The following is a 25,518-nucleotide window of genomic DNA, read 5'->3' on the forward strand; positions in this document are numbered from 1 at the left end:
CGAGAAATGACAGAGATTAACCCGAACGAGGTTCATGCCGCCACTGCCGAGCTCACCAGCGATGCCACGCTGCGCCTGGTACGCAATGGGGTGGCCCAGGAGGGCGTCGACAAGCTCAGCCTCGACCGTGAGCAATTGCGCAGCCTTACCCCGGTAACCAGCCATAAGCTAGATTCCTGGGGCGTGGCCGACCAGAAGGCTTCTGGCCGCTGCTGGATTTTTGCCGGCCTCAATTCCCTGCGCGGCGGTCTCATGGACAAAGCCAAGCTCAAGGATTTCGAGCTTTCCCAGACCTATATTTACTTCTTTGACAAGCTGGAAAAGGCCAATTGGTTCCTTACCGCCATGGCCGAGCTGAAGGACCGCGAGATTACGGACCGCACGGTGACCAAGCTCATGGATGATCCCATCGATGACGGCGGCCAGTGGTCCATGTTCGTCGCCCTGGTGGAAAAGTACGGCGTGGTGCCGCAATACGCCATGCCGGAGACCGCGTCTTCCGAGGCCACGGCGATGCTTAACCGCAACCTGCAAACCGTGCTGCGCCGCGCCGCCCACCGCATCCGCAGCGGCGAAGAGGGCGCGCATAAGCAGGCGCTTGCCGACGTCTACCGTATCCTCACCGCCAACCTGGGCCTGCCACCCGAGGACTTTGTATGGCAGTACCGCGATAAGGACGATGAGTTCCACCGCGCTGGCACCTATACCCCACAGGAGTTTGCCCGGGAATACCTGCCGGCGGACCTAGGCGAGTACGTGTGCGTGGTCAACGACCCGCGCAATGCCTATGGCGAGCTCTACACCGTGGAGTACCTAGGCAACGTGGCAGGAAAGCGCGTGACCTATTTGAACGCGCCTGTGGAGGTGCTGCGCGATGCCGCGCGTGCCTCCATCGAAGACGGCCAGCCGGTCTGGTTCGGCTGCGATACCGACCAGCAATCCGATGATGAGCACGGCGTGTGGGCCAAGCACCTGCACGATTATGAGGCCTTCTACGGCGTGGAGATGGACCTGGACAAGGCGCAGCGTTTGCGCCTGCATGAGTCCCTCATGACCCACGCGATGGTCTTTACCGGCGCCGATATCGCAGACGACGGCACCGTCAATCGCTGGCGCGTGGAGAATTCCTGGGGCCCGAAGAAGGCCGATAAGGGCTTTTGGACCATGGCCGATGACTGGTTCGACGAGTTCGTCTTCGAAATCGCCGTGCACCCCTCCCGCCTGCCGGAGCAATACCAAGCGGCGTTGCAGTCCGAGTCCGTCACCACCCTGCCGGCCTGGGATCCGATGGGCGCGTTGGCGCGTTAAGCCTGCGGCACGCTATGACTGCGGCGTGCCAAGGCGGCGCACATAGAGCATGCACTCCAAGTCGCGGTCCTCGTTGACCGCGATGGTGCGCTCGCCCACCTGAGTGAAACCGCGGCTGTCATAGAACTGATACGTGCAGCCGTCATCGGTAAACAAGTAGACATTCTTTCCCTCGTGACGGGCTTCGAAGGCCTCGAGCAGCGCCGTGCCCACGCCGCTCACGCCGGAATTGGGGTCGGCAACGAGGAAGCCGATTTCGCCATCAATGGGGTGCTTACCCAAGTACTTGAGCAGCATGTCCTGATTGGCGGCATCGTAATCATCGCGGTGCCCACCCGGGCGCAGGTTATTAAAGATTTCCACCGCATGAACAAATGCCTTGCGCCACCACGGATATGGCAGCGCGGGCTTGCCCTTCATGGAGGCTAATAGCACGCCGAGGAAGCGGTCGCCATCGTAGGCGGCCAGGATATCGGTGGCCTTGGCGCGCTCTAAATCCCAAAAGTAGCGGCCATAGGCGCGCTCGAAGCGGCGGCTCTTCACAAACCAGTGCAGGTGCATGCCCTCGATGGCAAAAGAAATAGCCTTGGGCTCATCGCGCGGGTCAAGGTCGCGGATCTGGATATCGGTCATTAGTCCTCCGATGGCTGCTGGGAAGCGGTACCCTGCGCGCGCTGTTGCTCGCGCTCGAGCTCGGCCTTGGCTTCGTGTTCTTCAATATTATTAAACCCGATGCCCAGCGGCAGCCCGACGTTATCGATGAGCCGGACGCCGCCGATTGTCGCGGCGACGAGCAAGCGGGCATCACCTTCCTCGGGAGGGGTGCCGAGGTCGCGGCCGCGCACCTCAAGGTAGTCCGGCTCAACGCCTGCTGCGCGCAAGACTTCCGCGGCAACCTCACGGACCTTATCGGCACCGGCTTCGGCGGCATGGGCGCCGGCGGTCAGCGCGGCGGATAGTGCCGCGGCTTGGTCACGGGATTCGGCCGGGACGTTGGTATTGCGCAGGCTCATCACCACGCCATCGGGCATGCGTACGGCGGGCACGCCCTGCACGCGGACACCCAGGTGGAAGTCTTGAACCGCGTGGTGGATGGCGAGGAGCAGCTCGTAGTCCTTTTCGCCGAGGAGGACGTCGGTAGGCGAAAGCGTCAGAATGAGCGCAAGGTACAGCGAGAGATCCTCGCTGAGGTCCGGTTCAAGGGCGGTCGCGGCGTCGGCCGGAGCCACGGCGATGCGGCGGCCATGCGGCCACAAAGTTTGTGGCGAGTAATCCCAGACAATATCCACGCCCTCGGCGCGCAGGAGCTCAAGGTCCTTCTCGTGCGGGGACTGCAGGGCCACGACGGTAACCGCGCCGCGGATGTGCTTGGCCGCGCGCACCAACGCGATATGGCCGGCGTGCACGCCGTTGGTCAGGGGCACGAAGGCCACCGGGCGGCCAGTCTTATAAAAGGCGCTGCCGACCATACGGATGCGCTCAATCTCGCTGATGACGGTGGCGTTTCCCAGCTCTAGGCTCATCGGCTCTCCTCTTGTAGGGCCCACATTTCCAGCTCCTCGCGGCCGTCTACCTCACCTAGGCGGCGGGCAACCTCCACGTAGCTGCGGCGCAGGCCGGGGTCGGTGGCGCCGCGATAGGCGGCGATGATTTCTTCGGTGTCCATGTCCTCACCCACCATGGGCTTTTCCTCTGCAGAGGGAAAGAAACGAGCATCGACCGCCGCAGAGATGTGCAAGCGCCGCAGCATCTCGGCGTAGTAGGCGCGGGCGGCAAAGGCAGGACGTTCGGCATCGGAAAGCGCGACGGCTTCGCCGCGGAACTCGGTGATATTGAGCTCCACCACAGTCTCGCCCAGCTCGTCCAGGGTGGTCACGGCCCAGCGCATGAGTGCAAATGGGGCGAGTGCCGCAACGACACAGCCGCGCGTTTCTAGCGGATCTAGCACTTGGACACCGCGCGAGAGGCAAGTGTGGAACACGATAAGCCCGTGGTGGACGTGGGGTTCAAGAAGTTCCACGGTGGCTTCTAAGCGGGCATCGCCCACGGCGATGATGAGGGCCTCAAAAGAGGCAAGTTCGGCCGGGTCCGAGAGCATCTGCACCTCATGGCCGGCGCGTTCCATGGCATTGGCCAAGGTAAATCCGGCCAGGCTCCGGCCAAAAAGGGCTACCCGCATGCGTGGCGGGCGCATTTATTTATCCTTCTTCTTCGCCTGGGCCAGCAGCTCGGCCACGGATACCGCGCCCTCGCGCTTATCGTCGCTGCGGCGGCGGCCACGGGAATCGGGTTCTTCGGCGGCTGCGCGGTGATGGGAGCGGGCTGCCTTCTGGCGCACCGGCTCGGACTTTTCTGGAGCCACGTGCTGACCGGAGCCCGGGTACTCCGCGCGCTCATCGCGCTGCGGCGCCGCCTGCTGCGGAATATCCTGGGTCTCATCGTTGGCCTTGGTGGCAGCCTCTGGCTTGCGGTGGCTGCCGTGGTGCTCGCTGGCCGCGGACGTGCGGGTGTTCTTCAGGGAATCATCGCCGCCGGTATCCCAGCGCACGGCTTGGAAGCCACCAGTATTGAAGGTGGAGGCACCAGAAGTCTTGCCGGAGGTGCGCTGCGCACGAGTCTTTTCGCTGATGATGTCATTGAGCGGGTTGGACTCGGCGTGCGCCGCGGACGGCTGATTGCCCAATCGGCCGGCGATGGCATCGGCGGACGGGGCGCCGGAGGAGGACTGGGTGAAGTCCACATTGCCTTCCTCAGAGCCAGGGCGAGTAGCGGCCGCGGTCTGGGCCTCGAGCTGCATGATGCGGCGCGCCTCGGCGTGCAGGGCGGCCGGCTCATAGGTGAAGTCCTGGCCGGAAAGATCCTCGATCTGCTTGCGGATGGAAGCCAGCTCGGTGCGGATCTCATCCAGCAATTCTTGATCCGGCAGGGGCTGGCCGTCGGCGGCGCGGGCCTGCTTAAGCTCAGCGCGGTGAGCGCGCTCCTGCAGCTCCAGCTTGGTCACGGACTCCTCGGCCTTGCGGCGGTAGCGCATCACCAGGAAGAAGCCAAGCACGGCGGCCCACAAAGCGGCGATGAGCGCAATCTTAAGGGCTGCGGCAGAGCCGGAAATCAGCATGACGATGCTGGCTACAACGGCCAGCACCACGAGGACGATGAGCCCGATCTGGCCCAGATCCGGCTTGGTCGTCTTGGCGGGAGTTTTGCTAGAAGAAGAGCGCGGCTCAGTCATGCTCACTAATGTACCGCTTGTACCCCATCTGGTGGGGGCGGGGTCTCGCAGTGTCGCTCTAGCCGCAGGCCAGCCGCGGCCATCGCGAGGCCACCGAGCGCGGAGGCAATGACGCCCACGAGGTCATCGGAGGCCGCAGTGAGCGTACCGGCGTTAGGAATGACGTAGACGGCAATGCCGGCATAAATGCCACCCACGATGGAACCCGTCCATGCCGAGGCCTTTCCTACCAGCATGAACTGCGTGATGGTCATGGGGTTGAGCTGCGAATTATCCAGGCCAATGCCATGCTCGTCCTCGGTGGCTTGATCCACCTTCCAGGTCAGCGCCAGACAGACAACGGCCATGAGCCACAGCGTGGCCGAGACCGTTACCGGAATTTGCAGCATGGAGCCATAAAAGCGCGTGGTGAGTATGGCCGCGGCGGCGGCAAAGAAGACCCCGGTGCCGATGAGGGCACCCAGCGAGGTCCGTGTCATAGCTCCTCCATCATGCCCAGCCGGCGAATATCGGCGCGCTCTTTCGGGTCGAGTGCTGCTACCCGCTTGGCGACGCCCTCCCCACTCAACCTAGCACCAGCATCGGCCGCCAACCACGGAATCAGCACGAAGGCGCGCTCGTGGGCATAAGGATGCGGGACGATAAGCTCCGGGTCGTCGGAGGTATAACCTTCAATGTCGACGATGTCCACATCCAGCGTGCGCGGTCCCCAGTGGCGCACGCGGACGCGCTCGGCGGACTCTTCAAGCTTCTGCCCGCGGCGCAGCAGTTCCTTCGGGGTCTCGTCGACGTCCACGATGAGCACCGCGTTGAGGAATTCATCCTGGTCCGTCACGCCCCACGGAGGGGTGGCATAGACGGGCGAGGCGGCGACGATCTCGCCGGCGAACTCGTCGAATACCGTGCGCAGAAGCTCCACGCGGTCATCCATATTGGAGCCGATAGACAGCACCGCACGCATTAGAGGGTCCTCGCGTGCTTGCGGGAGCGGCGGGCGACCACGGCGACGTCGGCAAAAGTGCGCGGAATCGGCGCCTGCGGCTTGTGCAGGGTGACCTCCACGGCATGCAGGCCCTCGAAGGTCTCCATGATGGTATCGGCGACCTCGCTGGCGACGGTCTCGATGAGGTCGCGGGCGGGGCCTTCGATGATTTTCGCGGCGACGTCGGCAAGCTCGGCGTAATTGATGGTCTTGGTCAGATCATCGGTGGCGGCGGCCTCGGCGAACTCGGACCAGCAGGTGATATCCACGATGAAGGGTTGGCCGGTGCGCTTTTCTTCCTCGAAGACGCCGTGGTAGCCAAAGCATTCTAGGCCGATGAGCTCGATGCGGTCTGCCATGTTTTACTCCTTCGGGTTGCGCGGTAGGGCGGTGGATTTCATGGTGCCATTGCCATCGGCGCCATTGCTATAGCTGCCGCTGGCATTGGCCCCACCCTTGTAGCCATCGCCGGCGTTCCACGCGGCCGCAACATCGACGGCGTCGCGGGAGACGGCGACTTCATGCACGCGCACGCCCCACGCGCCCATCTGGGCGGAAATGGCGGTCACGGCCGCAGTCGCGGGATCGGCCAGCAACGGGCTGGACTCCACGCCGCGGTCCTCCCGGATGGCGGCGAGGAAGCGCTTGCGGGAAGCGCCCACCAGCATGGGGAATTCGGCGTCGAGGAACTCCGGCAGGGCCTTGAGCAGCGCCCAGTTATCCTGCGGGGTTTTGGCAAAGCCCAGGCCCGGATCGAGCACGATATTATCGCGGCGCACGCCGGCCGCCAGCGCGTTATTCGCCAGGCGCTCGAGGGTCTCATGCACATCGCGCACCACATCGCCGCCGTGGTCGGCGCTTCCGGCCGCGGAGCCAAAGGCGCCTTCCTGCAGCGTGCGCCAGTGCATCAGGCACACGGGTACGCCAGCCTCTGCCATCGCGCGATACATCTCCGGATCGGCCAGGCCACCGGAGACGTCATTAATCATGTCCACGCCGGCCGCTGCGGCCGCACGGGCCACCGAGGCGCGCATCGTATCCACGGAGGTGCGGATGCCCAGCTCACTCAGCGCCTTAATGACGGGAACCACGCGGCGCTTTTCGACGTCCGCCTCCACCCGCACCGCACCCGGCCGGGTGGACTCGCCGCCGACGTCAATCATGTCCGCGCCTTGCGCCACGAGTTCGCGGGCGTGGTTGATGGCGGCGTCGACGTCCAACCACTTACCGCCATCGGAGAAGGAATCCTCCGTGACGTTGACAATGCCCATCACCAGCGTGCGGTTGGCGATGCTCAGATCCGATACCGAGGTTGCCTGCTGCATGGCGTGCTCCTTCTCGCTTTCGTGGTGAACCGGGGGTTTAGCTGCGAATCAGGCTGAGCACCTCGGCGCGGGAGGCGGCATTATTTTTGAAGCCGCCGCGCACCGCGGAGGTGGTCGTCGTCGCACCCGGCTTGCGAATGCCGCGCATGGCCATGCACAGGTGCTCGCACTCAATGACCACGATGACGGACTGCGCACCGAGGACCTCCACCAAGGCGTCCGCTACCTGCTGGGTGAGGCGCTCTTGGACCTGGGGACGCTTGGCGTACATATCCGCCAGGCGAGCAAGCTTGCTCAAACCGGTAACGTGGCCGTCCTTGCCCGGGATGTAGCCAATATGCGCCACGCCGTAGAACGGCACTAGGTGGTGCTCGCAGGTGGAATAAATGGGGATATCGCGCACCAGAACCAGTTCTTGGTGGTCCTCAGCGAAGGTCTTGTGCAGGACCTCGGTCGGGTCCTCGTGCAGTCCGGCGAAGACCTCGCGGTAGGCGCGGGCCACGCGGGCCGGGGTTTCGCGCAAGCCCTCGCGGTCAGGGTCCTCCCCTACCGCAAGGAGCAGCTCACGCACCGCTGCCTCCGCCCGGTCTTGGTCAAAGGCGGCGCGAGCGGGAATGTGATTATCAGGCATTAGTTATCTTCTTGCTTGTCGTCCTCGCGCGCATAGGGGTTCTTGCGGCGATCCTTCTCATCCCAGCCAGGGGTAAACCACTGGCTGGTCTCGGCATCGGCATTCGCGCCGGCATCCGGCTTGTGGTGCTTTCCACCACCGGTAGCGGGGCGTGCGGCCGGACGGGCGGATGACTCGGAAGCCGGGGCGGACTGGGCGTCGCGGGACTGCTGGGCCGGCTGGGCCGGCTTGGACTCCGCGGATTCCTTAGCGGTGCCGCGGCCCAACTCGCGGGCGGTGTCCGGGTCGACGTAATCGCCGGCGTGCTGACCAAAGTTGAAGCCCACCTCACCCTTCGGCTCTTCGCCGGCGAGGCGGCGCTCACGGGCGGCCCGGGAGGCATCGAGAAGCGTCATCCGCTTAGGAAGCTCCTCGCCGCGCTCCTTCGCCAGCTCGACCGGGGTCTTCACTGGGGCGTAGCCAATCTGGCGCGGGAAGCGATCGTCTTCACCTGGGAAGACGTCGAAGGCCTCGCGCGGCTCGATACCGTCGAAGATGCGCTCCAGGTCGGGGCGACGCAGGGTTTCCTTCTCCAGCAGGGCCTCGGCCAGCTTATCCAGGTAGTAACGGTTGTTGCGCAGGATGTCATAGGCCTGCTCGTGCGCGCGCTCGAGCAGGTAGCGCATCTGCTCATCAATCTTGGAAGCAACCTCATCGGAGTAATCGATGGAGCCGCCACCACCCATCTGGCTGAAGGGATCGCCCTGCTCCTTGCCGTACTTGACGGTGCCCAGGTCCGGGGAGAAGCCGTACTCGGTGAGCATGGAACGAGCGATCTTGGTGGCGTTTTCAATATCGGAAGACGCACCGGTGGTCGGCGCACCGAAGACCAGTTCCTCGGCCGCGCGGCCACCCATGGCAAAGACCAAACGAGAGAAGAGCTCGTCACGGGTGTACATGCCCTTGTCGTCTTCCTGGGAGGTCATGGCGTGGCCGCCGGTGCGGCCGCGGGCCAGGATGGTGACCTTGTACACGCGCTCAATATCCTTGAGTGCCCACGCGGAAAGCGTGTGTCCGCCCTCGTGGTAAGCGGTGACCTTCTTCTCGTGCTCGGAGATAATCTTGCCCTGGCGGCGCGGGCCGCCCACCACGCGGTCGGTCGCCTCTTCCAAAGCGTCGTAGGTGATGACGTTGCCGCCGATGCGGGCGGTCAGCAAAGCGGCCTCGTTGAGCACATTGGCCAGGTCCGCGCCGGACATGCCGGCGGTGCGCTTGGCCAGCTGCGCTACGTCAACCTCTTCTGCCAGCGGTTTATTCTTTGCATGCACGCGCAGGATCTGCTCGCGGCCGGCCAAGTCCGGGTTGGTGACCGGAATCTGGCGGTCGAAGCGGCCTGGGCGCAGCAGCGCCGGATCCAGGATATCCGGGCGGTTGGTGGCGGCGATGAGGATTACGCCCTCGCGGTCACCAAAGCCGTCCATTTCTACCAGCAGCTGGTTGAGGGTCTGCTCGCGCTCATCGTGGCCGCCGCCGGTACCGGAACCGCGCTGGCGGCCCACGGCGTCAATCTCGTCCACGAAGATGATGCAGGGGCTATTTTCCTTCGCCTGCTTGAACAGGTCGCGCACGCGGGAGGCACCCACGCCGACGAACATCTCCACAAAGTCAGAACCGGAGATGGAATAAAACGGCACGCCGGCCTCGCCAGCCACGGCGCGGGCAAGCAAGGTCTTACCGGTACCCGGAGGGCCATAAAGCAGCACGCCGCGCGGGATCTTGGCGCCTAGGTCGTGGTAGCGGGTGGGGTCATCCAGGAAGTCCTTGATCTCTTGCAGCTCGTCCACGGCCTCGTCCGCGCCGGCCACGTCCTCAAAGGTATTGGTCGGCATATCCTTGGTCAATTCCTTGGCCTTGGAACCACCGATGCCAAACATGCCACCAGCGCCCTGCTGCATGCGGGACATGAGCCAGAAGAGCACGCCGAAGAGGATGATCATCGGCAGCAGCATGCTGAGCATGGAGCCCAAGAAGGATTCCTGCGTGACATTGGTCTGGTACTTTTCGGCACCGGAATCCTTGACGGCGTTAAAGACCTGCTCGGAGGCGCGGGCCGGGTACTTGGCCACGATCTCCTGCACGCCGTCGCGCTCGTCTACCGTGATTTCGTCCTTGAGCTTGATGCGCAGGCGCTGCTCGCGGTCATCGATTTCCACCTCATTGACGTTTTTGTCTTTGAGCTGGGTCAGCGCAACGGAGGTATCCGCTTGCACGTAGCCGCGGGCGTCGTTGCTAAAGAAGGTAAAGGCGTACAGCGCGATAAGGATGAGGGCCGCAATCCCGCCGTAGCGAAGAATCTTGTTGTTTTTCATTACTGCGCGATTTTAGTTGGTGGTATAGACATCAGGGTGGAGGGTGCCCACGTAAGGCAGATCGCGGTAGCGCTCCGCATAGTCCAAGCCGTAGCCGATGACGAATTCATTCGGGATATCAAATCCGACATCCAGCAGGTCAATATCGGCCTTGACTACCTCCGGCTTGCGCAGCAGGGTGACCACATTCAGCGAGGCAGGGTTGCGGCCTTCCAGGTTGCGGATGAGCCACGACAGGGTGAGGCCGGAATCGATGATGTCTTCCACGATGAGCACGTTGCGCCCGGCAATATCGCGGTCCAGATCCTTCAAAATGCGCACCACGCCAGAAGAGGAGGTGGAGGCGCCGTAGGAGGATACGGCCATAAACTCCAGCTCGGAAGGGATCGATAGCTTGCGTGCAAAGTCCGTAAGGAAGAATGCGGCGCCCTTGAGCACGCAGACCAACAGGAGGTCTTGCTCAGAGTCGGCATACTTTTCTGAGACCATATCCGCGAGTTCTTGGACGCGGCTTTGCAGTTCCTCTTCTCCAATGAGGATTGCTTCTACATCGTCACCGTAGCGGTTTGCGGGAACGGCGAAGTCTTTCTTGTCGTGCACGTGTGCGCTCCTTTAATGACCAGACAATAGTGCCAGTTTGCCACCTATACGGGCTACTTCCAACCTCTGCCCCACCTGCCGCGCCGATCGCACGGCCACCGGGCCTTGCCCGTGCCAGTGGGTGCACAGCTTGCCGACGTCCCCCACTCCCCTCCTTGTTACCTCTACCCCCTCGCTGACCAGCCACGCCGCGATCGCCCGCCGGCGCCGCGGTTCCGCCATCGCCGCCAGCTCGGCGCAGTCGGTGGTGGGTGGGGTGCGCAGGGCGGCGTCGTCAAGCGCGGCGTCGCCTGCTGCTTGCGCCAGCGCTGGCACCGCGTCCCCGCCGATAATGCGGCTCAACTGCGGAATGACCTCGCGGCGCAGCGCCACGCGGCGGAAATTCGTGTCCTCGTTCTGCGGATCCTGCCACGCCGAAAAGCCCAGCTCCGCGCAAGCGCCTTCGGTATCGGCGCGGCGCACGTTCAGCAGCGGCCGCACCACGCGGGCGCCTTCCACCTCGCTGCGTTCACTCATGCCGGTCACCCGCCCGCGCAGCGCGCCGAGCAGCAGCGTTTCCGCTTGGTCATCGGCCGTATGCGCCACGGCAACCTCTAATCCTTCGTCCGCGCACGCGGCGGCCAGTGCTCGATACCGCGCCGCCCGCGCGGCCGCCTCCATCGACTCTGCCCCTGCGGCAGCGCTCACACCGGCCGCAACGCCGAGCACCCGCGCCCGCGCGCCTAGCTTTCGCGCCTGTTCGGCCGCGCGCTCGGCCTGCGCCCGCGATCCGTCCTGCAGCCCGTGGTCTACGCACAGCGCGAGCACCTCGTGCCCCTCCGCCACGAGCGCCGCCATGAGGGCCAGCGAATCCGCGCCCCCGGAAAGCCCCACCGCCACTGCGTGGTCAAGGCCAGCGGTGCGCACGCCGCGCCGACACGCCAGAAAGTGCGGCGAAACTCGCGGCCAGAAGGGCTTATTAGAACTCATGCAATGCGGAAGCCAACGCGTCTTGAGCCTTGCGGGCGGCCAAGATATCGCCGTCATTTACAAGGAAGGCAAAGGCATATACGCGCCCGGAATTGCCCTGCACGGTGCCGGCTAGGGCCGAGACCCCAGTCAGCGTGCCCGTCTTGGCGCGCACATAGCCCTTGGCCGCGGAATCGCCATAACGCTCGTACAGCGTGCCATCGCCGCCGGCCACCGGCAGGTAGGACACCAGCGGGCGCAGGCGCGGATCCTTGACCGCGCCATTAATGAGCTGCGACAACAGCCCGGCCGTGAGCCGATTGTCCACCGAGAGCCCGGAATTGTCCTTAATGTCGACGCCCTCGACGTCGAATCCCTGCTCCCGCAGTACCTCGAGCGTGGCCTGCGTATCGCCTTCAAAGCTGGCTTCCTTGCCACGGGACATCGCCAGCTCACGCGCAATGGCCTCGGCCATGACATTATCGGAATGGCGCACCATTTCTCGGGCGCGGTCCGCTAGCGGCGGCGAATCCACGCTCGCCACCTCCTGCGCATTCTCTGCCACAGAGCCCATGCCTACCTTGCCCGCGCCGAGGCGATCGCCTAGCTGCTTAGCCACATCCAAAGCCGGCTCATGACTCCTCGGCACATCCCCCGTCGTCGCGCCCAGGCGACCACCGTAGAGCATGGCCGGTTCCATTGGCGCGACGAAGCCGCCGTCCACGTTTTCCGGATCCCAGCCCGGGGCCTGCGCCTCGCCGGACCATACGGAGGTATCGATGTAGACGCCATCGACCTGCTCGACGTTTTCCGAAATCTGCTCGGCCAAATCATCGAGCTGCTCATGCGTCATCCACACATCGCCCGCGGCCTTAATAACCACGTTCCTCTCATTCGCACCGCGGTAGACCTTAGTGGTGATTTTCTCGTTCTCATCCAGCGCCAACGTCGCCGCCGCGGTAGTGAGCACCTTCGTGGACGAGGCCGGGGTCAGCCGCTTATCCGCGTCGCGCTGCCACACCACGTCACCGGTTTCAGTATCGATCACCTCGCCGCCAAAAGTGGCAAGGTCTTTATTCTTAGCGAGCTCATCCAGCTTCGCGCTCAGCGCATCCAGATCTGCCTCGCCCGGCTGTGCTGCGCTCAACGGCTCCTCAGGAGCCTCGACCGCCTGCGCCTCCCCGTGCGAGAGATCGCCATATTCGCGCTGGAGGGTAACGCCCAGCGCAGCCGTACCTCCGACCGCTGCCGCTACCACGAGCGCGGTCGCTGACCACCAAACATGCTTTGCTTTCATTGCCTTTAACCCTAGCGCGAATCCGCAACGCGCTAGACTATGGGCAGTAATTGATACCCAATCCCCCATGGAGGACATCGCTGTGAGCGTTGAAGTAACCATTGAAATCCCGAAGGGCTCCCGCAACAAGTACGAGGTTGACCACGAATCCGGCAAGGTCTACCTCGACCGTTACCTGTTCACCCCGATGGCTTACCCGGCTGACTATGGCTTCATCGACCACACCCTGGGCGAGGACGGCGACCCGCTCGACGCCCTGGTCATCCTGCCGGAGCCAGTCTTCCCGGGCGTAGTCGTTGAGGCCCGCATCGTCGGCGTCTTCAAGATGACCGACGAGGCCGGCGGCGACGATAAGCTGCTCGCCGTCATCGACGACCCACGCTGGGAGCGCTACCAGGACATCAACGATGTGGAGCAGCACATCAAGGACGAAATCGAGCACTTCTTCGTCCACTACAAGGACCTGGAGCCGAACAAGGAAGTCACCGGCTCCGGCTGGGGCGACAAGGCCGAGGCAGAGAAGATCCTCGACGAGGCAAAGGCTCGCTTCAAGTAAAACTTCTGGGCGCGGGCCCCTTGGCCCCCTCCCGGGCGTTTCGATCAAATAGCACCGCGAAAGCGGCGGTTTTCAAGACCGTATTTGATCGAAACGCCCCTTTTTGTCCCCTTTTTTCGCCCTTCTTCGCATCCGCAAGCCCCTCCCCGCGACACCATCCCGTCCCCGCAGTACAATTCGATCACATAGCAGGCCGAAACCACCGGCCTCGGGGGACCTAATTGATCGAAATGAACGCCTAGGGGTGGGCGCATGAGAATCTTCACCACGCGCAAGGCCGCGCACCGCGCTATCAACAACCAAGCCGTGAAAATCTGCCACGGTCTCTATACCGAAGGAAAGCCCTCGCCGCGCGAACTCGCGGAAATCGTCTCCCATCGCTGGCCCGATTCGGCGCTCGACGGCTACTCGTGTGCCCACCACTACCTCGGCCACGCTTTAAGTTTCCCACTCCACTTCCTGCGCGCGGGAATGATGGCCTCCAGCCCGTACTTCCGCAGCCGCCGCGCCCGGCCGAAGGCGCTTGGTCAGCTCAATGGAATTAACGTGTGCAATCCGCTGCAGGCCACAGAAATCATGGCGGAGGAAGACGCCGTCGCCTTCCTCGAGGCCTGCTTTGCCGGCCAGTACGGCGCCTCCCAGATGGAGGGCCACATGCTTGATTTCCAGCGCTTCCCGCAGCACACCCGGCGCGTCCTGGAAAACACCATCCTCGGCGCTGATAGCGTCCCCGAGCGCAACCTCACCCGCGCGCTTCGGCCCCATGTCACCGTGCACAACAACAGATACATTGGCCCTTACCGCTGGGACTTACTCTTGGAGGAGCACAAGCTAGCCATCGAAGTCGACGGCTACGCCTACCACCAGGGCGAGAACCGGCAGCGGTTCGAAATTGACCGCCAAAAGCTTAACGACGCCGTCCACAGAGGCTACAAACCCCTCCACTTCACCGCTGCCACAATCGAGCACCACCTCGACATGGCCGTTGGCCAAGTCCTCGCGATAGTCCACGGAAAAGGCGACCTTGTACAGCCACCGTGGCAGTGGCACCACTACTGGCGGTGGGAACGAAGTCGCTGAGCAAGCTGGTCGGTGCAAAGAGGCGCGAGCCAGCCATCGAGCTCGGGCTCTGGAGCAACGCTCCGGTCAAAAGACGTATTCGCGGAGGCAAGACCAGCGGCCGGCTTGCCTAAGGTACGGACGATTTCCAGCTCGCCAAAGGCGGGAGGAAAGCTTCGTCTGAAGAGGCGGTCTCACCGCTAGTGAGCAACCACGCCCGGTGTGGATACGCGTACGTTCCGTGGCGTCCAATGGAAAGAAGTGTTGCGCGCAAGACACTGTCCGCGATGGCTTCCGAGGGCCCGGGCTTCTCCACCAGACAGACCGCATGGTCCTTCGCATCTTTATTTCGAGCAGTCGTGACCTAACTTTCTGGCCGGATTGTGCTCTGATTCAGCAACGTACGAGTTTTAACCTTCACTAGGTTGAGATTCCACAGTCGGGCCTCATCGACCATAGCGAATTCGGTGGTGTCCTCATCCGAGATGTCGACTTCGATGGTTACGGCATTGTCAGCGGAAGAAATGATGGTGAAGTTAAGCCCTTCAAGCCTGTCAATTAAAGTGGTGACCGCTTCGCTTCTCGGGGAGGTCTTGCCCGAAAGCGAGGTAGCAATATCAACGAGCTTCTTTTCACCGGGTGCTTCATCGCCACTGTCGATGAAGCAATATTGCTGAATTGGCGATCCATCCTCTACAGAGGCAATGAAATGATCTTCCGCTGAACCAACTTTCGTAACCGTAAGCATCCCCGTGACGTCCTCAAAAGCTAGCTGCTCCCGTGGACTGCGGTTATTGCAGGCAAAGTGAATGGTGTCGCCTTGCCGCTTAGTGATAACAATCCCTGAATCGCCAGTCATGCATTCATAGCCAGGTTCGACACCTTCCATGTAACTATGGAGGTACTCGTTAAAAACACTGAGCCAGTCTGACTTTTGTCCGGTTCGCAGACGAAAGCTTGAGCTATTACTTACGCCATCGGTAAGTCGAATGCTTTTTTCTGTCTCATTATCAAAGAGCACGAACTCAGCGCTATAGGTCCTAAGCCTCATTGCCGTGGGTGCCGTTCCTTGGCGAACTTCAAATTCGAGGTTGACAATATATTCGGAGTGAGGCTCCAAGCTCACCTCGATATCGCATTCAATGGTGATGCCATCGATTTCAAGCGTGCCTTGTCGAAGCTCTGTCCGCATCCCTGCCAGACTTTGCATCAAAAATTTCCCTTTCAAATCAGATGAATGCTGAAAACGTGGTGGAAAAGACCCACTCTCGCCATAAACAGAAAGCCGTACCTTGGGCTGTACGTAACTCTAATCACGCCCAAGACAGGTTCGCCTGAATTCAGCTCAGTTGCCGCTGGAAATTGATGCCCTGCACACATCCGCCGCGTCAAGGCGATTCTGGAGTACCTCTCCACGCACCGTTAAAACGCGCACGCACGCCTGCGCGGGGCCAGCGCCCTGTGCGTCACTTTGACCCCTCACACGAACCGACGATCTAAGTGCCACAGCCAGATCCGTGACTTGCACCTGCGTGCGCTCTACCACAATTCGTTCTTCACCACTACGAATCACGCGGTCCTTCGCATCCAAATTCTGAGCAATCGTGGCCTAGCTTTCCGCCCGGTTCGTGCTCCGATTCAGCAGACTGCGAGTGCGAACCTTCACAAGGTTGAGGTTCCATAGTCGGGCCTCATCGACCATAGCGAATTCGGTGGTGTCCTCATCCGAGATGTCCACTTCGATGGTGACGGCATTGTCGGCGGAAGAAATAATGGTGTAATTAAGCCCTCCCAGCCTGTCAATTAAGGTAGTGACCGCTTCGCTAGTCGGGGAGGCCGTGCCCGAAAGCGAGGTAGCAATATCAACGAGCTCCTTTTCCTCGGGTACCTCATCACCACTGTCAATGAAGCAATATTGCTGAATCGGCGATCCATCCTCTGCAGGGGCGATGGAATGATCTTCCGCTGAACCAATTTTAGTGAGAGTAAGCGTCCCCGTGACGTCCTCAAACGCTAGCTGCTCGCGTGGACTGCGGTTGTTGCAGGCAAAGTGAATGGTGTCGCCTTCCCTCTTGGTGATAACAATCCCAGCATCATCAGTCATGTACTCGTAGGCGGGTTCGACACCTTCCCAATAACTATGAAGGTACTCGTTGAAAACACTTAGCTTGCCATCTTTCTGTCCGGTGCGAAGGCGAAAGCTTGAGCAATTGCTAACACCGTCAGTAAGGCGAATGCTGTTTTCTGTCTCATTATCAAACAGTACGAACTCAGCGCTATAGGTCCTAAGTCTCATTGCAGTGGGTGCAGTTCCTTGGCGTACTGCAAATTCGAGGTTCACAATATATTCGCTGTGAGGCTCGAGGCACACATCGATAGCGCATTCAATAGTGATGCCATCTATTTCAAGTGTGTCTTGGCGACGCTCTAAACGCATTGCCGTCAGATCTTCCATTTAAAAGTATCCCCTTCAACGTAAATGAGTAGTGAAAAAGTGGTGGAAAACCCGCTTTCGCTATGAAGAGAAAGCCGAAACATCGGATTCCTATGCAGCCCAAAGTACATGCCCAAAATCTCATACGCTGGCGCATTGGCTTGGGCGGCATCCATCCTTCACGGGTTCCGTTGATTGTCCTGTTCCAGCGCACTCCCAGCAGCCACTCAGGCAGATGTGACCCAGGTCGCCTACAATCGCTTTCAGCCTCAGCACAACAACCCCGGAAGGACCCCACCACTATGGAGCTGCAGCTCAACTTCGTGCACGTCGACGCCGACATGATCACGGATCATGATTTCCTGTTGGACTCGCTTCAGAGCCAGGGGCTGGATGCCTTTCGGACCTTCGACCCGAAGATGGAGGAGGTTGCGGCGACACTGACGGAAATCTTCGGTCAGGAATTCCCAGCGCATTCGGCCATTACGGTAACGGTGGAATCGGGCAACCTGGAGCTGCAGGACCAGCTCACCAAGTTGGCTTACCTGCACGGCCTCGTTGTCTTCCTCGGCACCACGGACATCCTAGTCAATGCGACGGGCATCGATATCAGTAGTGCTGGGCTCGCCTCCTTGACCAACTCCATGGGCACGGTGTGGCGGCAGGTCAGCAGGGAAACGGTGGACCGCGCGTTCGAGGATGCGATTCGCCTGCCCGTGGGCGAGCAGACCTGGGTGCAGGTCATCAACCACGGCTCAGACTCCTACGACTACGGGGTGGACATGTCCATGCGCCTGCTAGCAAACGGGCGCTGTGAGATGGTGTGGACCAGCTTTCCCGCCGCAGATGCTGCCCCGGTATTCCGCAGTCTTACTGTCGGCAGCTACGAGGAGGCCCGGGAACTCCTCCTATCTTTCAGTGACCACAACCCGCTGATTGCGGAGCTCGACTGGGAGCCGTTGGCCCAGCGCCCGCAGAAGAACTTCCTTGACGCCGGGTTCCGCCACGAGCTTCCGTGGCGCCGGCTGGATGCAGTGAAGGAGCTTCCCGCGGGCGTGATGGTCCACCTGCATGCCTGGCCCACGATGTCGCTGGCGTACGGACGGAATGCACAGGGACAGTGGGTAGCAATGGCCTACGATCACCTGGGCACCGAGAACGTGCAAACGTTCGACATCGCAGACGAGGCCATCGCGGTAGTGGAACACTATCTAGGCGGGAACGGAGAGACCTTTTTTGAGATTTTCCCCGCCTCGTCAGTCTCGGATCCGGCACCGTACACCACGGTCACTGCCATGGAGCTGCCCGAGCGCGAGGAGCAGTGGACTGAAGCATCGCTCTGCACGATGCACCGCATCCGCGCCGCCCACAACGGCGAACCTGGGCCCCGGATGCAGCAGTTCATTTCTGCGGTAAACGCCAAGCTGGGAAGTGAAATCCTGCTCGCCGAGGAACACGTCGAGCCCCACGCCCTCACCCGGTTGCTGATCCCCGCTGAGGTCACGGCGGTCACCCTAGAGCGACTTGCCCACGTGGCCTCGAACTACGGCGTCTCTCTGGTGATGGATGACACCATGGCGCTGTACAACCCGTCAGGGCGGGCTTTGCCCAATGCAGAAAAGTGCACGTTGACGCTGCTATCCGAGAATCGCTACGCCAATACCTGGGAGACCACTACGCCGTCGGCAGTCACGGAAGCGGCGCTGCGTCTGTTCCCGGGTTGGAGGCTTAAGGTCATGTCCGGGCGGAATGTGGACTTTCAGGAGCGCTACGCCCTCGAAGTGCGGCAGCAGGATGGGGGTTTTGAAGTAAACCTGGCCGCCCCCGACGGCGGCATGTACGCAATTCCCGATATCCCCCTCCCCTACGCGTTGGAGATGATTGTTGAGTTCACCTACGGTCCGGCACAGATGGTTGACAAGGTGAATTGGGAGCGCAGCCACACGCCCGCAGATGTGAGCGAAGAAGAGCGCTTCGTGCTCAGCGGCACCCTTACTGGCCGAAACCCGTACCTCTTTGAAGAAAGACTTCTTAACGCCGTCCGGGGCGAGGGCCTCTCGGAGGTCGGCACCTGGGCAGTGGTCCATGACCGGCTGGTCCCCGGCGATTACTGCCAGGTCGACCGTGTGGAGCCCGCAGAGAGCGGTGCGGCGCGCTACCTCGTCGAGTGGGGCCACAACAACGGTGAAGAGGAACACTTCCAAATGCTCCTTGAGGACATCGACCAAGCCCTGTCGCTCCTTCATTGGTTTGCGCAGGGAAACCGCGCGGAGTTTGAGGCCCTGCCTTGGACGCGACAAGAGGGGCAACCGCACTAGTCCCGGCACGTGACTAGGGTATGAGGCATGAAAAACGTTCAACCAACCGAAGTACCAGAAGGCGCTCAGCTCATTGATGTCCGCGAGAATGATGAGTGGGCGGTGGAGCGCGCGAAGGGCGCGACCCATATCCCGATGAGTGAGATTACGGGTCGCATCCAGGAAATCGACCCAGACAAGGATATTTACGTCATCTGCCACGCGGGCGGCCGCAGCATGCAGGTCTGCCAGTATCTGGAGCATGCGCTGGGCTGGGACACCATCAACGTCGATGGCGGCACGGATAAGTGGAAGGCTGCCGGACTTCCCATCGAAACGGATTAATTGGCCTTAACCAATCTTTTGGGATTATTATGATGGTATGGCTTCCACGAATAATTCTGTAATCCCAACTGCCCTACTCGAATCCCCGTCGTTCCAGCTGGAGCGCCTCCGCCGCCGCACCCGCGATGGCGTCGAGGCTGCCCTGCAGACCAAGCAGACGACGCTGCGCGAGTACTGGGTCCTTACCTGCCTGGTGGACGCGGATGCCGCATCGCAGTCCTACCTGTCCGAGACCCTGGCCATTGATGCCTCTGACATGGTGCGTCTTATCGACGCCCTCGAGGACCGCGGCTGGGCCAAGCGCGAGCGCGATCCAAAGGATCGCCGCCGCCAGATCGTCGCGTCCACCAAGAAGGGCGCGAAGGTTCACAAGGATCTGGCGGAGCTTGTTGCCACTGCCGAGGACGAGGCCTTGGATGAGTCCACCAATAAGCAGCTCAAGCACCTGCGAAAGTTGGCCAAGTCCATCATTGCCGCGGACGAGGACGAGGCATAAATGGCGGGCCCCGAATCGCTCGTCCCGCAGCAGTACCTTCTAGGTAGCGCGGCGCCGCGGCCCCGCACGCTGTGGGACATCATCACCACTACCGCGGAGATGCACCCAGACGCCGCCGCGCTGGACGACGGCGAAATCATCACCTACTCCGAGCTCATCCACGAGGTCGAGCTGTGGGCCACCGAGCTGCACGCCAATGGCGTGCGCCGGGGCGATCGGATCGGCATTCGGATGACCTCCGGCAAGCGCGAGCTCTACCTCGCCATTTTGGCGACCCTGGCGGCGGGCGCGGCCTACGTGCCTGTCGACGCCGATGACCCAGACGAGCGCGCCGAGATGGTCTTCGGCGAGGCCGATATCGATGGCGTCTTTACTGATGAAGGCTTCCGCTTCCTGCGCGATTCTGCGCGCCCGGACGCCCCCGACAGGTCCGCCGAGGAGCCGGCTGAGAACCCCAATACCCCGCGCCCAGAAGACACCGCGTGGATCATCTTCACCTCCGGTTCTACCGGCAAGCCGAAGGGCGTGGCTGTAAGCCACCGTTCCGCGGCCGCCTTTGTGGATGCCGAGGCCAGCCTCTTTTTGGTCAATCACCCGCACGGGCCGCTCGGCCCGGAGGATCGTGTGCTCGCCGGGCTGTCCGTCGCCTTCGATGCCTCCTGCGAGGAAATGTGGCTGGCCTGGGGCCACGGTGGCTGCTTGGTCCCGGCGCCGCGATCTCTGGTGCGCTCCGGCATGGACTTGGGCCCGTGGCTCATCCGCCGCGATATCACCGTCGTGTCTACCGTGCCTACCTTGGCGGGCCTGTGGCCGGCTGAGGCGCTGGATAATATCCGCCTGCTCATCGTCGGCGGAGAAGCCTGCTCGCAGGAGTTGGTGGACCGCCTGGCCACCGAGGACCGCGAGATGTGGAATACCTACGGTCCTACCGAGGCCACGGTCGTCGCCTGTGCGCAGCAAATGCTGCCCGGACGGCCGGTGTCCATTGGCTTGCCGTTGAATGGTTGGGACCTGGTGGTCGTCGATAAGCAGGGCATGCCTGTGGAAATGGGCGGCGTCGGCGAGCTGGTGATCGGCGGCGTGGGACTGGCGTCCTACCTGGATCCGGCTAAGGACGCGGAGAAGTACGCCCCGCTGGAGTCGATAGGCTGGCAGCGTGCGTATCGCACCGGTGACCACGTGCGCCTGGAAGAAGACGGGCTGTACTTCGTCGGCCGCGTGGATGACCAGGTGAAAATTGGCGGGCGCCGCATCGAGCTCGGCGAAGTCGAAGCTAACGTCGCGGCTCTGGATAACGTCTATAACTCGGCCGTGGCCGTGCAGAAGACCCCGGGCGGCGAGTCCGTCCTGGTGGGCTATGTTTCCCTCGAAGATGAGGCCAAGGGCTTCGATCACGAGGCCGCGCACGCCCGCTTGGCCGAAACCATGCCGGCCGCGCTCGTCCCGCGCATCTGCGTGATGGAAGAACTGCCGGTGCGCACCTCCGGCAAGGTTGATAAGAAGGCCCTGCCGTGGCCGCTGCCGGGAGTGGGCGTGGAATCGACCACGCTGACCGAGACCGAGAAGTGGCTCGCGGAGCTGTGGGTAGAAACGCTCGGCGTGTCCGTGGAAGACGAGAACGCCGACTTTTTCTCGCTCGGCGGCACCTCGCTGGCGGCCGCGACCCTCGTGGGCCATATCAGGGAGCGCTACCCCACCGTGGCCGTGCGCGACCTCTACGACCACCCGCGCTTGGGCTCGCTGGCTGAGCTCATTGCGGGAGCCGAACCGCGCCCCGCGGCTGCCGACGTCCCCTTGCGCGAGGTCACCAAGGTCGGCTTCGGCACCCGGCTCGCCCAGACCCTGATCCAGATCCCCGTCATGACGCTGGCCGCATCCAGCTGGCTGGCCTGGCTCATGCTGGGTTCCACCGTGGCGGCATCGCTGGGCTTTGAGTGGGCCGCGGCCTATCCGTGGTGGCTGGTCATCGTCATGCTCATCGTCTTTGTCACCCCCGTCGGCCGCATCCCCATTGGCGGCTACGGTGCGCGTCTTATTACGGCCGGCATTAAGCCGGGCGATTACCCGCGCGGCGGTTCGACGCACCTGCGCATCTGGGCGGCCGAGCGCTGGGCTAATACCTCCGGCGCGAGCTCGCTGGCCGGTGCTACGCGCGTGAATAACTACGCCCGCACGCTTGGTGTCAAGGTCAAGCGCGGCGTGGACCTGCACTCCCTGCCGCCGGTGACCGGCCTGCTCACCTTGGGCAAGCACGCCGCCATCGAACCTGAGGTGGACCTCTCCGGTTATTGGCTGGACGGCGATATCCTGCATGTCGGTGCCATCGACGTCAAGGAAGGCGCTCGCGTGGGCGCGCGCTCCACGCTGCTTCCTGGCACCGTAGTGGGCAAGTATGCCCACGTGGAGGCCGGTTCTACCGTTACCGGCCGCAAGAAGATCAAGGACGGCCAGCGCTGGTCGGGCTCGCCTGCCCAGAAGGTGGGTCGCTCCAAGCACCGCTTCCCGTCCCATACGCCCAAGCGCCGGCCGTGGTGGGTGGCCATTTATGACGCCACCTCCGTCCTGCTGGCCATCCAACCGGTTGTAGCGCTGGCGGTAGGCGCGGCCATCGTCTTGGCCCTCGTGCATTCCACGGGTGGCGATAGCTTCGTCGGCGCGATCTTCTTCGCGCCCGTTGGCGCGCTGGCGGCCTTTGCCACCTATATGCTGCAGACTTGGCTGGGCGTGCACATCCTCTCGCTGGGCATTAGCCCGGGCGTAGCACCCGTGCGCTCGGCCAAAGGCTGGCGCCTGTGGGCCATCGAGCGCCTCATGGACGAGGCTCGCACCAAGCTCTTTCCGCTCTATGCCTCCCAGCTGACCCCAGCGTGGCTGCGCTCGCTCGGCGCGGAGATTGGCGCCAACGTGGAAATCTCCACCGCGGTTATGATCCCCAAGCTCACCGAGGTCAAAGAAGGTGCCTTCCTGGCCGATGACACCATGATCGGCGGCTACGAGCTCGGCGGAGGCTGGATGCGCACCGGCGAGACCAAGGTGGGCAAGCGCTCCTTCGTGGGCAACTCCGGCATCACCGCACCCGGCCGCAAGCTATCCAAGAACTCGCTGGTTGCCGTTCTTTCTTCTACCCCCAAGAAGACGAAGGCCGGCGCCAACTGGTGGGGTGCACCGCCAGAGCGCATGCGCCGCGTGACCGTAGAGGTGGACTCCCCCGCTAACTCGGGCGAGGCGCTGACCTATAACCCGGGCTTTGCCGTCAAGGCCGCCCGCGGCGTGGTGGAAACCATGCGCCTTTTGGCACCGATGTTTTCTGCCATGCTGCTCGCGGCAACCCTTAGCGTCTACGACTCGCTTCTCGACGCCCTCGGCTTCCCCCTCACCTGGCTCCTCTCCGGCCTCGTGCTCATGGGCATGGGTGCGGTGGCCATGGCCGTCACCGTCGCGGTGAAGTGGATCTGCGTGGGCAAGCACCGCGCGGCCGACCACCCGCTGTGGTCCGCTTTTGTCTGGCTCAATGAGCTGCAGGATACCTTCGTGGAGGTCGTCGCCGCGCCGTGGTTCTTCCAGCACACCTACGGCTCCGGCGAGATCAACCTGGGGCTGCGCGCCCTCGGCGTGGAGATCGGCCGCGGCGCGTGGATCGATTCCTACTGGTTCCCGGAAACGGACCTCATCCGCGTCGGTGAGGCCGCCACCGTGGGCCCTGGCACCGTGGTGCAAACCCACCTTTTCCAGGACCGCGTGATGAGCCTAGATACCGTCACCATCCAGGACGGCTCCACGCTGGCCGCCCACTCGGTGGCGCTGCCGGCCTCGCTCATCGGCACGGCCTCCACCGTGGGTCCAGGCTCGCTGGTCATGCGCGGCGACCGCGTGCCCACCAACGCCGTATGGCAGGGCAACCCCATCGAGCCGTGGGAGCGATAGGCCGCCGCCATAATCTGCGCCCTACCGCGAAAAGTCCTGGTATTTAATCATCTCGCCGGACTTGAAGTCCCAGGCCTCCACCCGGATACGGTCAGCAAAGACCTTGACCCGCAGTCCGGTGGAGGCCTCTTCCTTTTCCTTAACAATTTTTTCGTCATTATCGCCATCCGGTAGGTACTCGTTGAGGATGGCGCCGGTGTTGACCACTGGGAAACCGATGCGGCCGGCCTCGCCGGTGCCGTCATAGCGGCGGGTTCCCCACCAGTTATTCTGACGCAGCGAGGAGTGGCTGTGGCTGCTAAACCACACGATGTTGTTGTACTTATTGACCACGTTGGATAGCGCCTCGAGGTCCTCAAAGTCATTCTGGTACCACGCCGAATGGGACATCGATACCGTCTGCGGCAGCAACGGATGGCTAAAGACCAACGCCGGCGTGCCCTTAGCGTCCCAATAAGCCAGGCGCTCATCTAGCCAGTTGAGCTGCTCCTTGCTAAGGCGCTGGAACGGATCCTTGCCGTGGCGCAGAATATCGGAATAAAACTCGGTATTTACCGAAATGAGCGGCACCCCATCCACCACTTCTTCCTTCCACGGCTTGTCCTGGCCGGAGTGCTTCAGGAAGCGATCCAGGTAGGTCTTAGAGCCTTCCTTGCCATACATTTCGTGATTGCCGATGGTCCACAATTCCTTGCCCGAATCGTGCGGCACCTCGCTGTGCGCGGCCAAGAAATCATCCCACTGCTGCTGCGAGCCATCGTCTACGAGGTCGCCGTTGAGTACGAGTGCCCCGGCCTTATCCTCCATACCGTTCAACTGGCGGACCGCGTCTTTGTAGTCTTGGGGGTCACCCTGGACGTCGGAAAGCACGTCCACGGTAGCCTGCGGCGAGCCCTGAAGCTCACCGAGCGGCTTGACGACGCCCACGTTATCCACCGCCCACCACCAGTCATCATTGCCGTTGTTGTAGCTGAAGCTAACCTGCATATTCTTTGCTCCGGCCGGCACGTCCAAGCCAATGGACTCGTGCTTGGAGAAGACATCCTTATCAAAGACGGCGATTTCCTGAGCTTCCCCACCATCGAAGGAGACCGTCACCGTGGCATTTTGCCCGTCCTTGCCCTGGCGGTAATGGTGGTCGAATTCCACATTCACCCTCTCCTGCCCCGCCACCGGGATGGCCGGGCTCTTTAGACCCGCGGTCATGGAATCACCTTCGGCCAAGCGCTGCTGCTTGTTGTCGATGATGGCGAAGGTGTCATGCGCCTGGGTGAAATAGTGGCGCATATCGGTACCAGAGGCCCAGGTCCAATGGCGCATGTTGCCAAAGGTCCAGCCCTTCCAGCGCGCCTCACCCGAGTCCACGCCGTGTACGTCAGTGCTCCACCCCTCCGGCGCGCGGTGGGTAAACCATGCCGGGGTATCCACCCCGTCGAAGCTCTCCTGCCACAGCACCCGCGATTCTGTGCCTTCCCCCGGCTGCACATCGTCTCCCGCCGAGGACCCCTCGGACGAGCCCTGGGAAGACCCCCAGGAAGAGCCTAACGATGACCCCAAAGAAGAACCAAAGGAGGAACCCGGAAGCGAGGACTGGGCCGCCGCGACGGGCGCGCCCACCATTGCGGTGAGCGCTAGGACAGAAGAGAAAGCACAGAGTTTATTTTTCATAATTCAATTTCTATCCGGCCTGGGCAACGAGGCGGTTACATGTACGTAAACTCTTGGCAAGCACTACATGC

Annotated in this window: 23 protein-coding genes; 7 read left to right on the plus strand and 16 right to left on the minus strand. The window is 62.4% G+C overall.

The window, feature by feature from the left end:
- The first annotated feature begins 6 nt into the window (after nt 1-6).
- Entirely contained in the window at nt 7-1,308 is a 1,302-nt protein-coding gene (locus tag BJ985_RS06720; RefSeq protein WP_179386988.1) for a C1 family peptidase, read from the plus strand.
- 12 nt (nt 1,309-1,320) lie between these two features.
- On the opposite strand, the gene BJ985_RS06725 is transcribed toward BJ985_RS06720, so the two are convergent.
- The 13 genes from BJ985_RS06725 to dacB are packed head-to-tail and all read right to left on the minus strand — an operon-like array spanning nt 1,321 to nt 12,668.
- Nucleotides 1,321-1,941 (minus strand): GNAT family N-acetyltransferase, encoded by a 621-nt coding sequence (locus BJ985_RS06725; RefSeq protein ID WP_179386989.1) that lies wholly within the window; start codon nt 1,939-1,941, stop codon nt 1,321-1,323.
- A complete protein-coding gene (locus BJ985_RS06730; protein WP_179386990.1) occupies nt 1,941-2,831 on the minus strand; it encodes a pantoate--beta-alanine ligase in 891 nt (296 codons plus the stop codon). Before BJ985_RS06730 ends, BJ985_RS06725 begins: the two co-directional genes overlap by 1 nt.
- On the minus strand, nt 2,828-3,502 hold the full coding sequence (locus BJ985_RS06735) for a 6PGD fold domain-containing protein (RefSeq protein ID WP_179386991.1): 675 nt from the start codon (nt 3,500-3,502) through the stop codon (nt 2,828-2,830). Before BJ985_RS06735 ends, BJ985_RS06730 begins: the two co-directional genes overlap by 4 nt.
- Nucleotides 3,503-4,537, minus strand: coding sequence for a DUF6779 domain-containing protein (locus tag BJ985_RS06740; RefSeq protein ID WP_179386992.1), 1,035 nt, complete (start codon nt 4,535-4,537; stop codon nt 3,503-3,505).
- Between the two features lie 5 nt (nt 4,538-4,542).
- A complete protein-coding gene (locus BJ985_RS06745; protein ID WP_179386993.1) occupies nt 4,543-5,016 on the minus strand; it encodes a DUF3180 domain-containing protein in 474 nt (157 codons plus the stop codon).
- Nucleotides 5,013-5,498: a 2-amino-4-hydroxy-6-hydroxymethyldihydropteridine diphosphokinase gene (gene folK / locus BJ985_RS06750; RefSeq protein ID WP_179386994.1), complete on the minus strand. Its 486-nt coding sequence runs from the start codon at nt 5,496-5,498 to the stop codon at nt 5,013-5,015. Before folK ends, BJ985_RS06745 begins: the two co-directional genes overlap by 4 nt.
- On the minus strand, nt 5,498-5,878 hold the full coding sequence (gene folB / locus BJ985_RS06755; RefSeq protein ID WP_179386995.1) for a dihydroneopterin aldolase: 381 nt from the start codon (nt 5,876-5,878) through the stop codon (nt 5,498-5,500). Before folB ends, folK begins: the two co-directional genes overlap by 1 nt.
- A 3-nt stretch (nt 5,879-5,881) precedes the next feature.
- Nucleotides 5,882-6,844 (minus strand): dihydropteroate synthase, encoded by a 963-nt coding sequence (gene folP / locus BJ985_RS06760; protein ID WP_179386996.1) that lies wholly within the window; start codon nt 6,842-6,844, stop codon nt 5,882-5,884.
- Nucleotides 6,845-6,881: 37 nt separating this feature from the next.
- The gene (gene folE, locus BJ985_RS06765; RefSeq protein WP_005325658.1) at nt 6,882-7,475 is read right to left on the minus strand and encodes a GTP cyclohydrolase I FolE; all 594 of its coding nucleotides are present in this window, start codon (nt 7,473-7,475) and stop codon (nt 6,882-6,884) included.
- A complete protein-coding gene (gene ftsH, locus BJ985_RS06770; protein WP_179386997.1) occupies nt 7,475-9,823 on the minus strand; it encodes an ATP-dependent zinc metalloprotease FtsH in 2,349 nt (782 codons plus the stop codon). The genes folE and ftsH overlap by 1 nt, the downstream gene beginning before the upstream one ends.
- Nucleotides 9,824-9,835: 12 nt before the next feature.
- Nucleotides 9,836-10,423 (minus strand): hypoxanthine phosphoribosyltransferase, encoded by a 588-nt coding sequence (gene hpt, locus BJ985_RS06775; RefSeq protein WP_179386998.1) that lies wholly within the window; start codon nt 10,421-10,423, stop codon nt 9,836-9,838.
- A gap of 12 nt (nt 10,424-10,435) precedes the next feature.
- Complete coding sequence (gene tilS / locus BJ985_RS06780; RefSeq protein WP_179386999.1) at nt 10,436-11,392, minus strand: tRNA lysidine(34) synthetase TilS; 957 nt, start codon at nt 11,390-11,392, stop codon at nt 10,436-10,438.
- Nucleotides 11,382-12,668: a D-alanyl-D-alanine carboxypeptidase/D-alanyl-D-alanine endopeptidase gene (gene dacB / locus BJ985_RS06785; protein WP_179387000.1), complete on the minus strand. Its 1,287-nt coding sequence runs from the start codon at nt 12,666-12,668 to the stop codon at nt 11,382-11,384. The genes tilS and dacB overlap by 11 nt, the downstream gene beginning before the upstream one ends.
- Nucleotides 12,669-12,750: 82 nt before the next feature.
- Between dacB and BJ985_RS06790 the strand changes: the two genes are divergently transcribed.
- Together BJ985_RS06790 and BJ985_RS06795 are read left to right on the plus strand one after the other, a co-directional pair.
- The gene (locus tag BJ985_RS06790) at nt 12,751-13,224 is read left to right on the plus strand and encodes an inorganic diphosphatase (protein WP_005329894.1); all 474 of its coding nucleotides are present in this window, start codon (nt 12,751-12,753) and stop codon (nt 13,222-13,224) included.
- Between the two features lie 252 nt (nt 13,225-13,476).
- A complete protein-coding gene (locus BJ985_RS06795) occupies nt 13,477-14,304 on the plus strand; it encodes an endonuclease domain-containing protein (RefSeq protein ID WP_179387001.1) in 828 nt (275 codons plus the stop codon).
- A 343-nt stretch (nt 14,305-14,647) separates the two neighbouring features.
- On the opposite strand, the gene BJ985_RS06800 is transcribed toward BJ985_RS06795, so the two are convergent.
- Nucleotides 14,648-15,493, minus strand: coding sequence for a hypothetical protein (locus tag BJ985_RS06800; RefSeq protein WP_179387002.1), 846 nt, complete (start codon nt 15,491-15,493; stop codon nt 14,648-14,650).
- Nucleotides 15,494-15,892: 399 nt separating this feature from the next.
- Entirely contained in the window at nt 15,893-16,738 is an 846-nt protein-coding gene (locus BJ985_RS06805) for a hypothetical protein (protein ID WP_179387003.1), read from the minus strand.
- A 281-nt stretch (nt 16,739-17,019) separates the two neighbouring features.
- Between BJ985_RS06805 and BJ985_RS06810 the strand changes: the two genes are divergently transcribed.
- From BJ985_RS06810 to BJ985_RS06825, 4 genes are read left to right on the plus strand one after another with little or no spacing between them, the layout of a single operon-like run.
- Nucleotides 17,020-19,035, plus strand: a complete 2,016-nt coding sequence (locus BJ985_RS06810; RefSeq protein WP_179387004.1) for a hypothetical protein — start codon at nt 17,020-17,022, stop codon at nt 19,033-19,035.
- Between the two features lie 27 nt (nt 19,036-19,062).
- On the plus strand, nt 19,063-19,359 hold the full coding sequence (locus tag BJ985_RS06815) for a rhodanese-like domain-containing protein (protein ID WP_005325643.1): 297 nt from the start codon (nt 19,063-19,065) through the stop codon (nt 19,357-19,359).
- 37 nt (nt 19,360-19,396) lie between these two features.
- Nucleotides 19,397-19,855, plus strand: coding sequence for a MarR family winged helix-turn-helix transcriptional regulator (locus BJ985_RS06820; RefSeq protein ID WP_005325642.1), 459 nt, complete (start codon nt 19,397-19,399; stop codon nt 19,853-19,855).
- Nucleotides 19,856-23,779, plus strand: a complete 3,924-nt coding sequence (locus tag BJ985_RS06825) for a Pls/PosA family non-ribosomal peptide synthetase (RefSeq protein ID WP_179387005.1) — start codon at nt 19,856-19,858, stop codon at nt 23,777-23,779.
- 21 nt (nt 23,780-23,800) lie between these two features.
- On the opposite strand, the gene BJ985_RS06830 is transcribed toward BJ985_RS06825, so the two are convergent.
- On the minus strand, nt 23,801-25,447 hold the full coding sequence (locus BJ985_RS06830) for a metallophosphoesterase family protein (protein ID WP_179387006.1): 1,647 nt from the start codon (nt 25,445-25,447) through the stop codon (nt 23,801-23,803).
- Nucleotides 25,448-25,518 lie beyond the last annotated feature (71 nt).

It is taken from the genome of Corynebacterium tuberculostearicum (assembly GCF_013408445.1).
Lineage (GTDB): Bacteria > Actinomycetota > Actinomycetes > Mycobacteriales > Mycobacteriaceae > Corynebacterium > Corynebacterium tuberculostearicum.

Coding starts and splice junctions, on each gene's coding strand:
- BJ985_RS06810 (WP_179387004.1), top strand. CDS start 17,020: ATGGAGCTGCAGCTCAACTTCGTGCACGTCGACGCCGACATGATCACG.
- BJ985_RS06825 (WP_179387005.1), top strand. CDS start 19,856: ATGGCGGGCCCCGAATCGCTCGTCCCGCAGCAGTACCTTCTAGGTAGC.
- BJ985_RS06745 (WP_179386993.1), bottom strand. CDS start 5,016: ATGACACGGACCTCGCTGGGTGCCCTCATCGGCACCGGGGTCTTCTTT.
- folB (WP_179386995.1), bottom strand. CDS start 5,878: ATGGCAGACCGCATCGAGCTCATCGGCCTAGAATGCTTTGGCTACCAC.
- BJ985_RS06815 (WP_005325643.1), top strand. CDS start 19,063: ATGAAAAACGTTCAACCAACCGAAGTACCAGAAGGCGCTCAGCTCATT.
- folP (WP_179386996.1), bottom strand. CDS start 6,844: ATGCAGCAGGCAACCTCGGTATCGGATCTGAGCATCGCCAACCGCACG.
- ftsH (WP_179386997.1), bottom strand. CDS start 9,823: ATGAAAAACAACAAGATTCTTCGCTACGGCGGGATTGCGGCCCTCATC.
- folE (WP_005325658.1), bottom strand. CDS start 7,475: ATGCCTGATAATCACATTCCCGCTCGCGCCGCCTTTGACCAAGACCGG.
- BJ985_RS06800 (WP_179387002.1), bottom strand. CDS start 15,493: ATGCAAAGTCTGGCAGGGATGCGGACAGAGCTTCGACAAGGCACGCTT.
- BJ985_RS06730 (WP_179386990.1), bottom strand. CDS start 2,831: ATGAGCCTAGAGCTGGGAAACGCCACCGTCATCAGCGAGATTGAGCGC.
- folK (WP_179386994.1), bottom strand. CDS start 5,498: ATGCGTGCGGTGCTGTCTATCGGCTCCAATATGGATGACCGCGTGGAG.
- BJ985_RS06725 (WP_179386989.1), bottom strand. CDS start 1,941: ATGACCGATATCCAGATCCGCGACCTTGACCCGCGCGATGAGCCCAAG.
- BJ985_RS06795 (WP_179387001.1), top strand. CDS start 13,477: ATGAGAATCTTCACCACGCGCAAGGCCGCGCACCGCGCTATCAACAAC.
- BJ985_RS06820 (WP_005325642.1), top strand. CDS start 19,397: ATGGCTTCCACGAATAATTCTGTAATCCCAACTGCCCTACTCGAATCC.
- tilS (WP_179386999.1), bottom strand. CDS start 11,392: ATGAGTTCTAATAAGCCCTTCTGGCCGCGAGTTTCGCCGCACTTTCTG.
- dacB (WP_179387000.1), bottom strand. CDS start 12,668: ATGAAAGCAAAGCATGTTTGGTGGTCAGCGACCGCGCTCGTGGTAGCG.
- BJ985_RS06830 (WP_179387006.1), bottom strand. CDS start 25,447: ATGAAAAATAAACTCTGTGCTTTCTCTTCTGTCCTAGCGCTCACCGCA.
- BJ985_RS06740 (WP_179386992.1), bottom strand. CDS start 4,537: ATGACTGAGCCGCGCTCTTCTTCTAGCAAAACTCCCGCCAAGACGACC.
- BJ985_RS06805 (WP_179387003.1), bottom strand. CDS start 16,738: ATGGAAGATCTGACGGCAATGCGTTTAGAGCGTCGCCAAGACACACTT.
- BJ985_RS06735 (WP_179386991.1), bottom strand. CDS start 3,502: ATGCGCCCGCCACGCATGCGGGTAGCCCTTTTTGGCCGGAGCCTGGCC.
- BJ985_RS06720 (WP_179386988.1), top strand. CDS start 7: ATGACAGAGATTAACCCGAACGAGGTTCATGCCGCCACTGCCGAGCTC.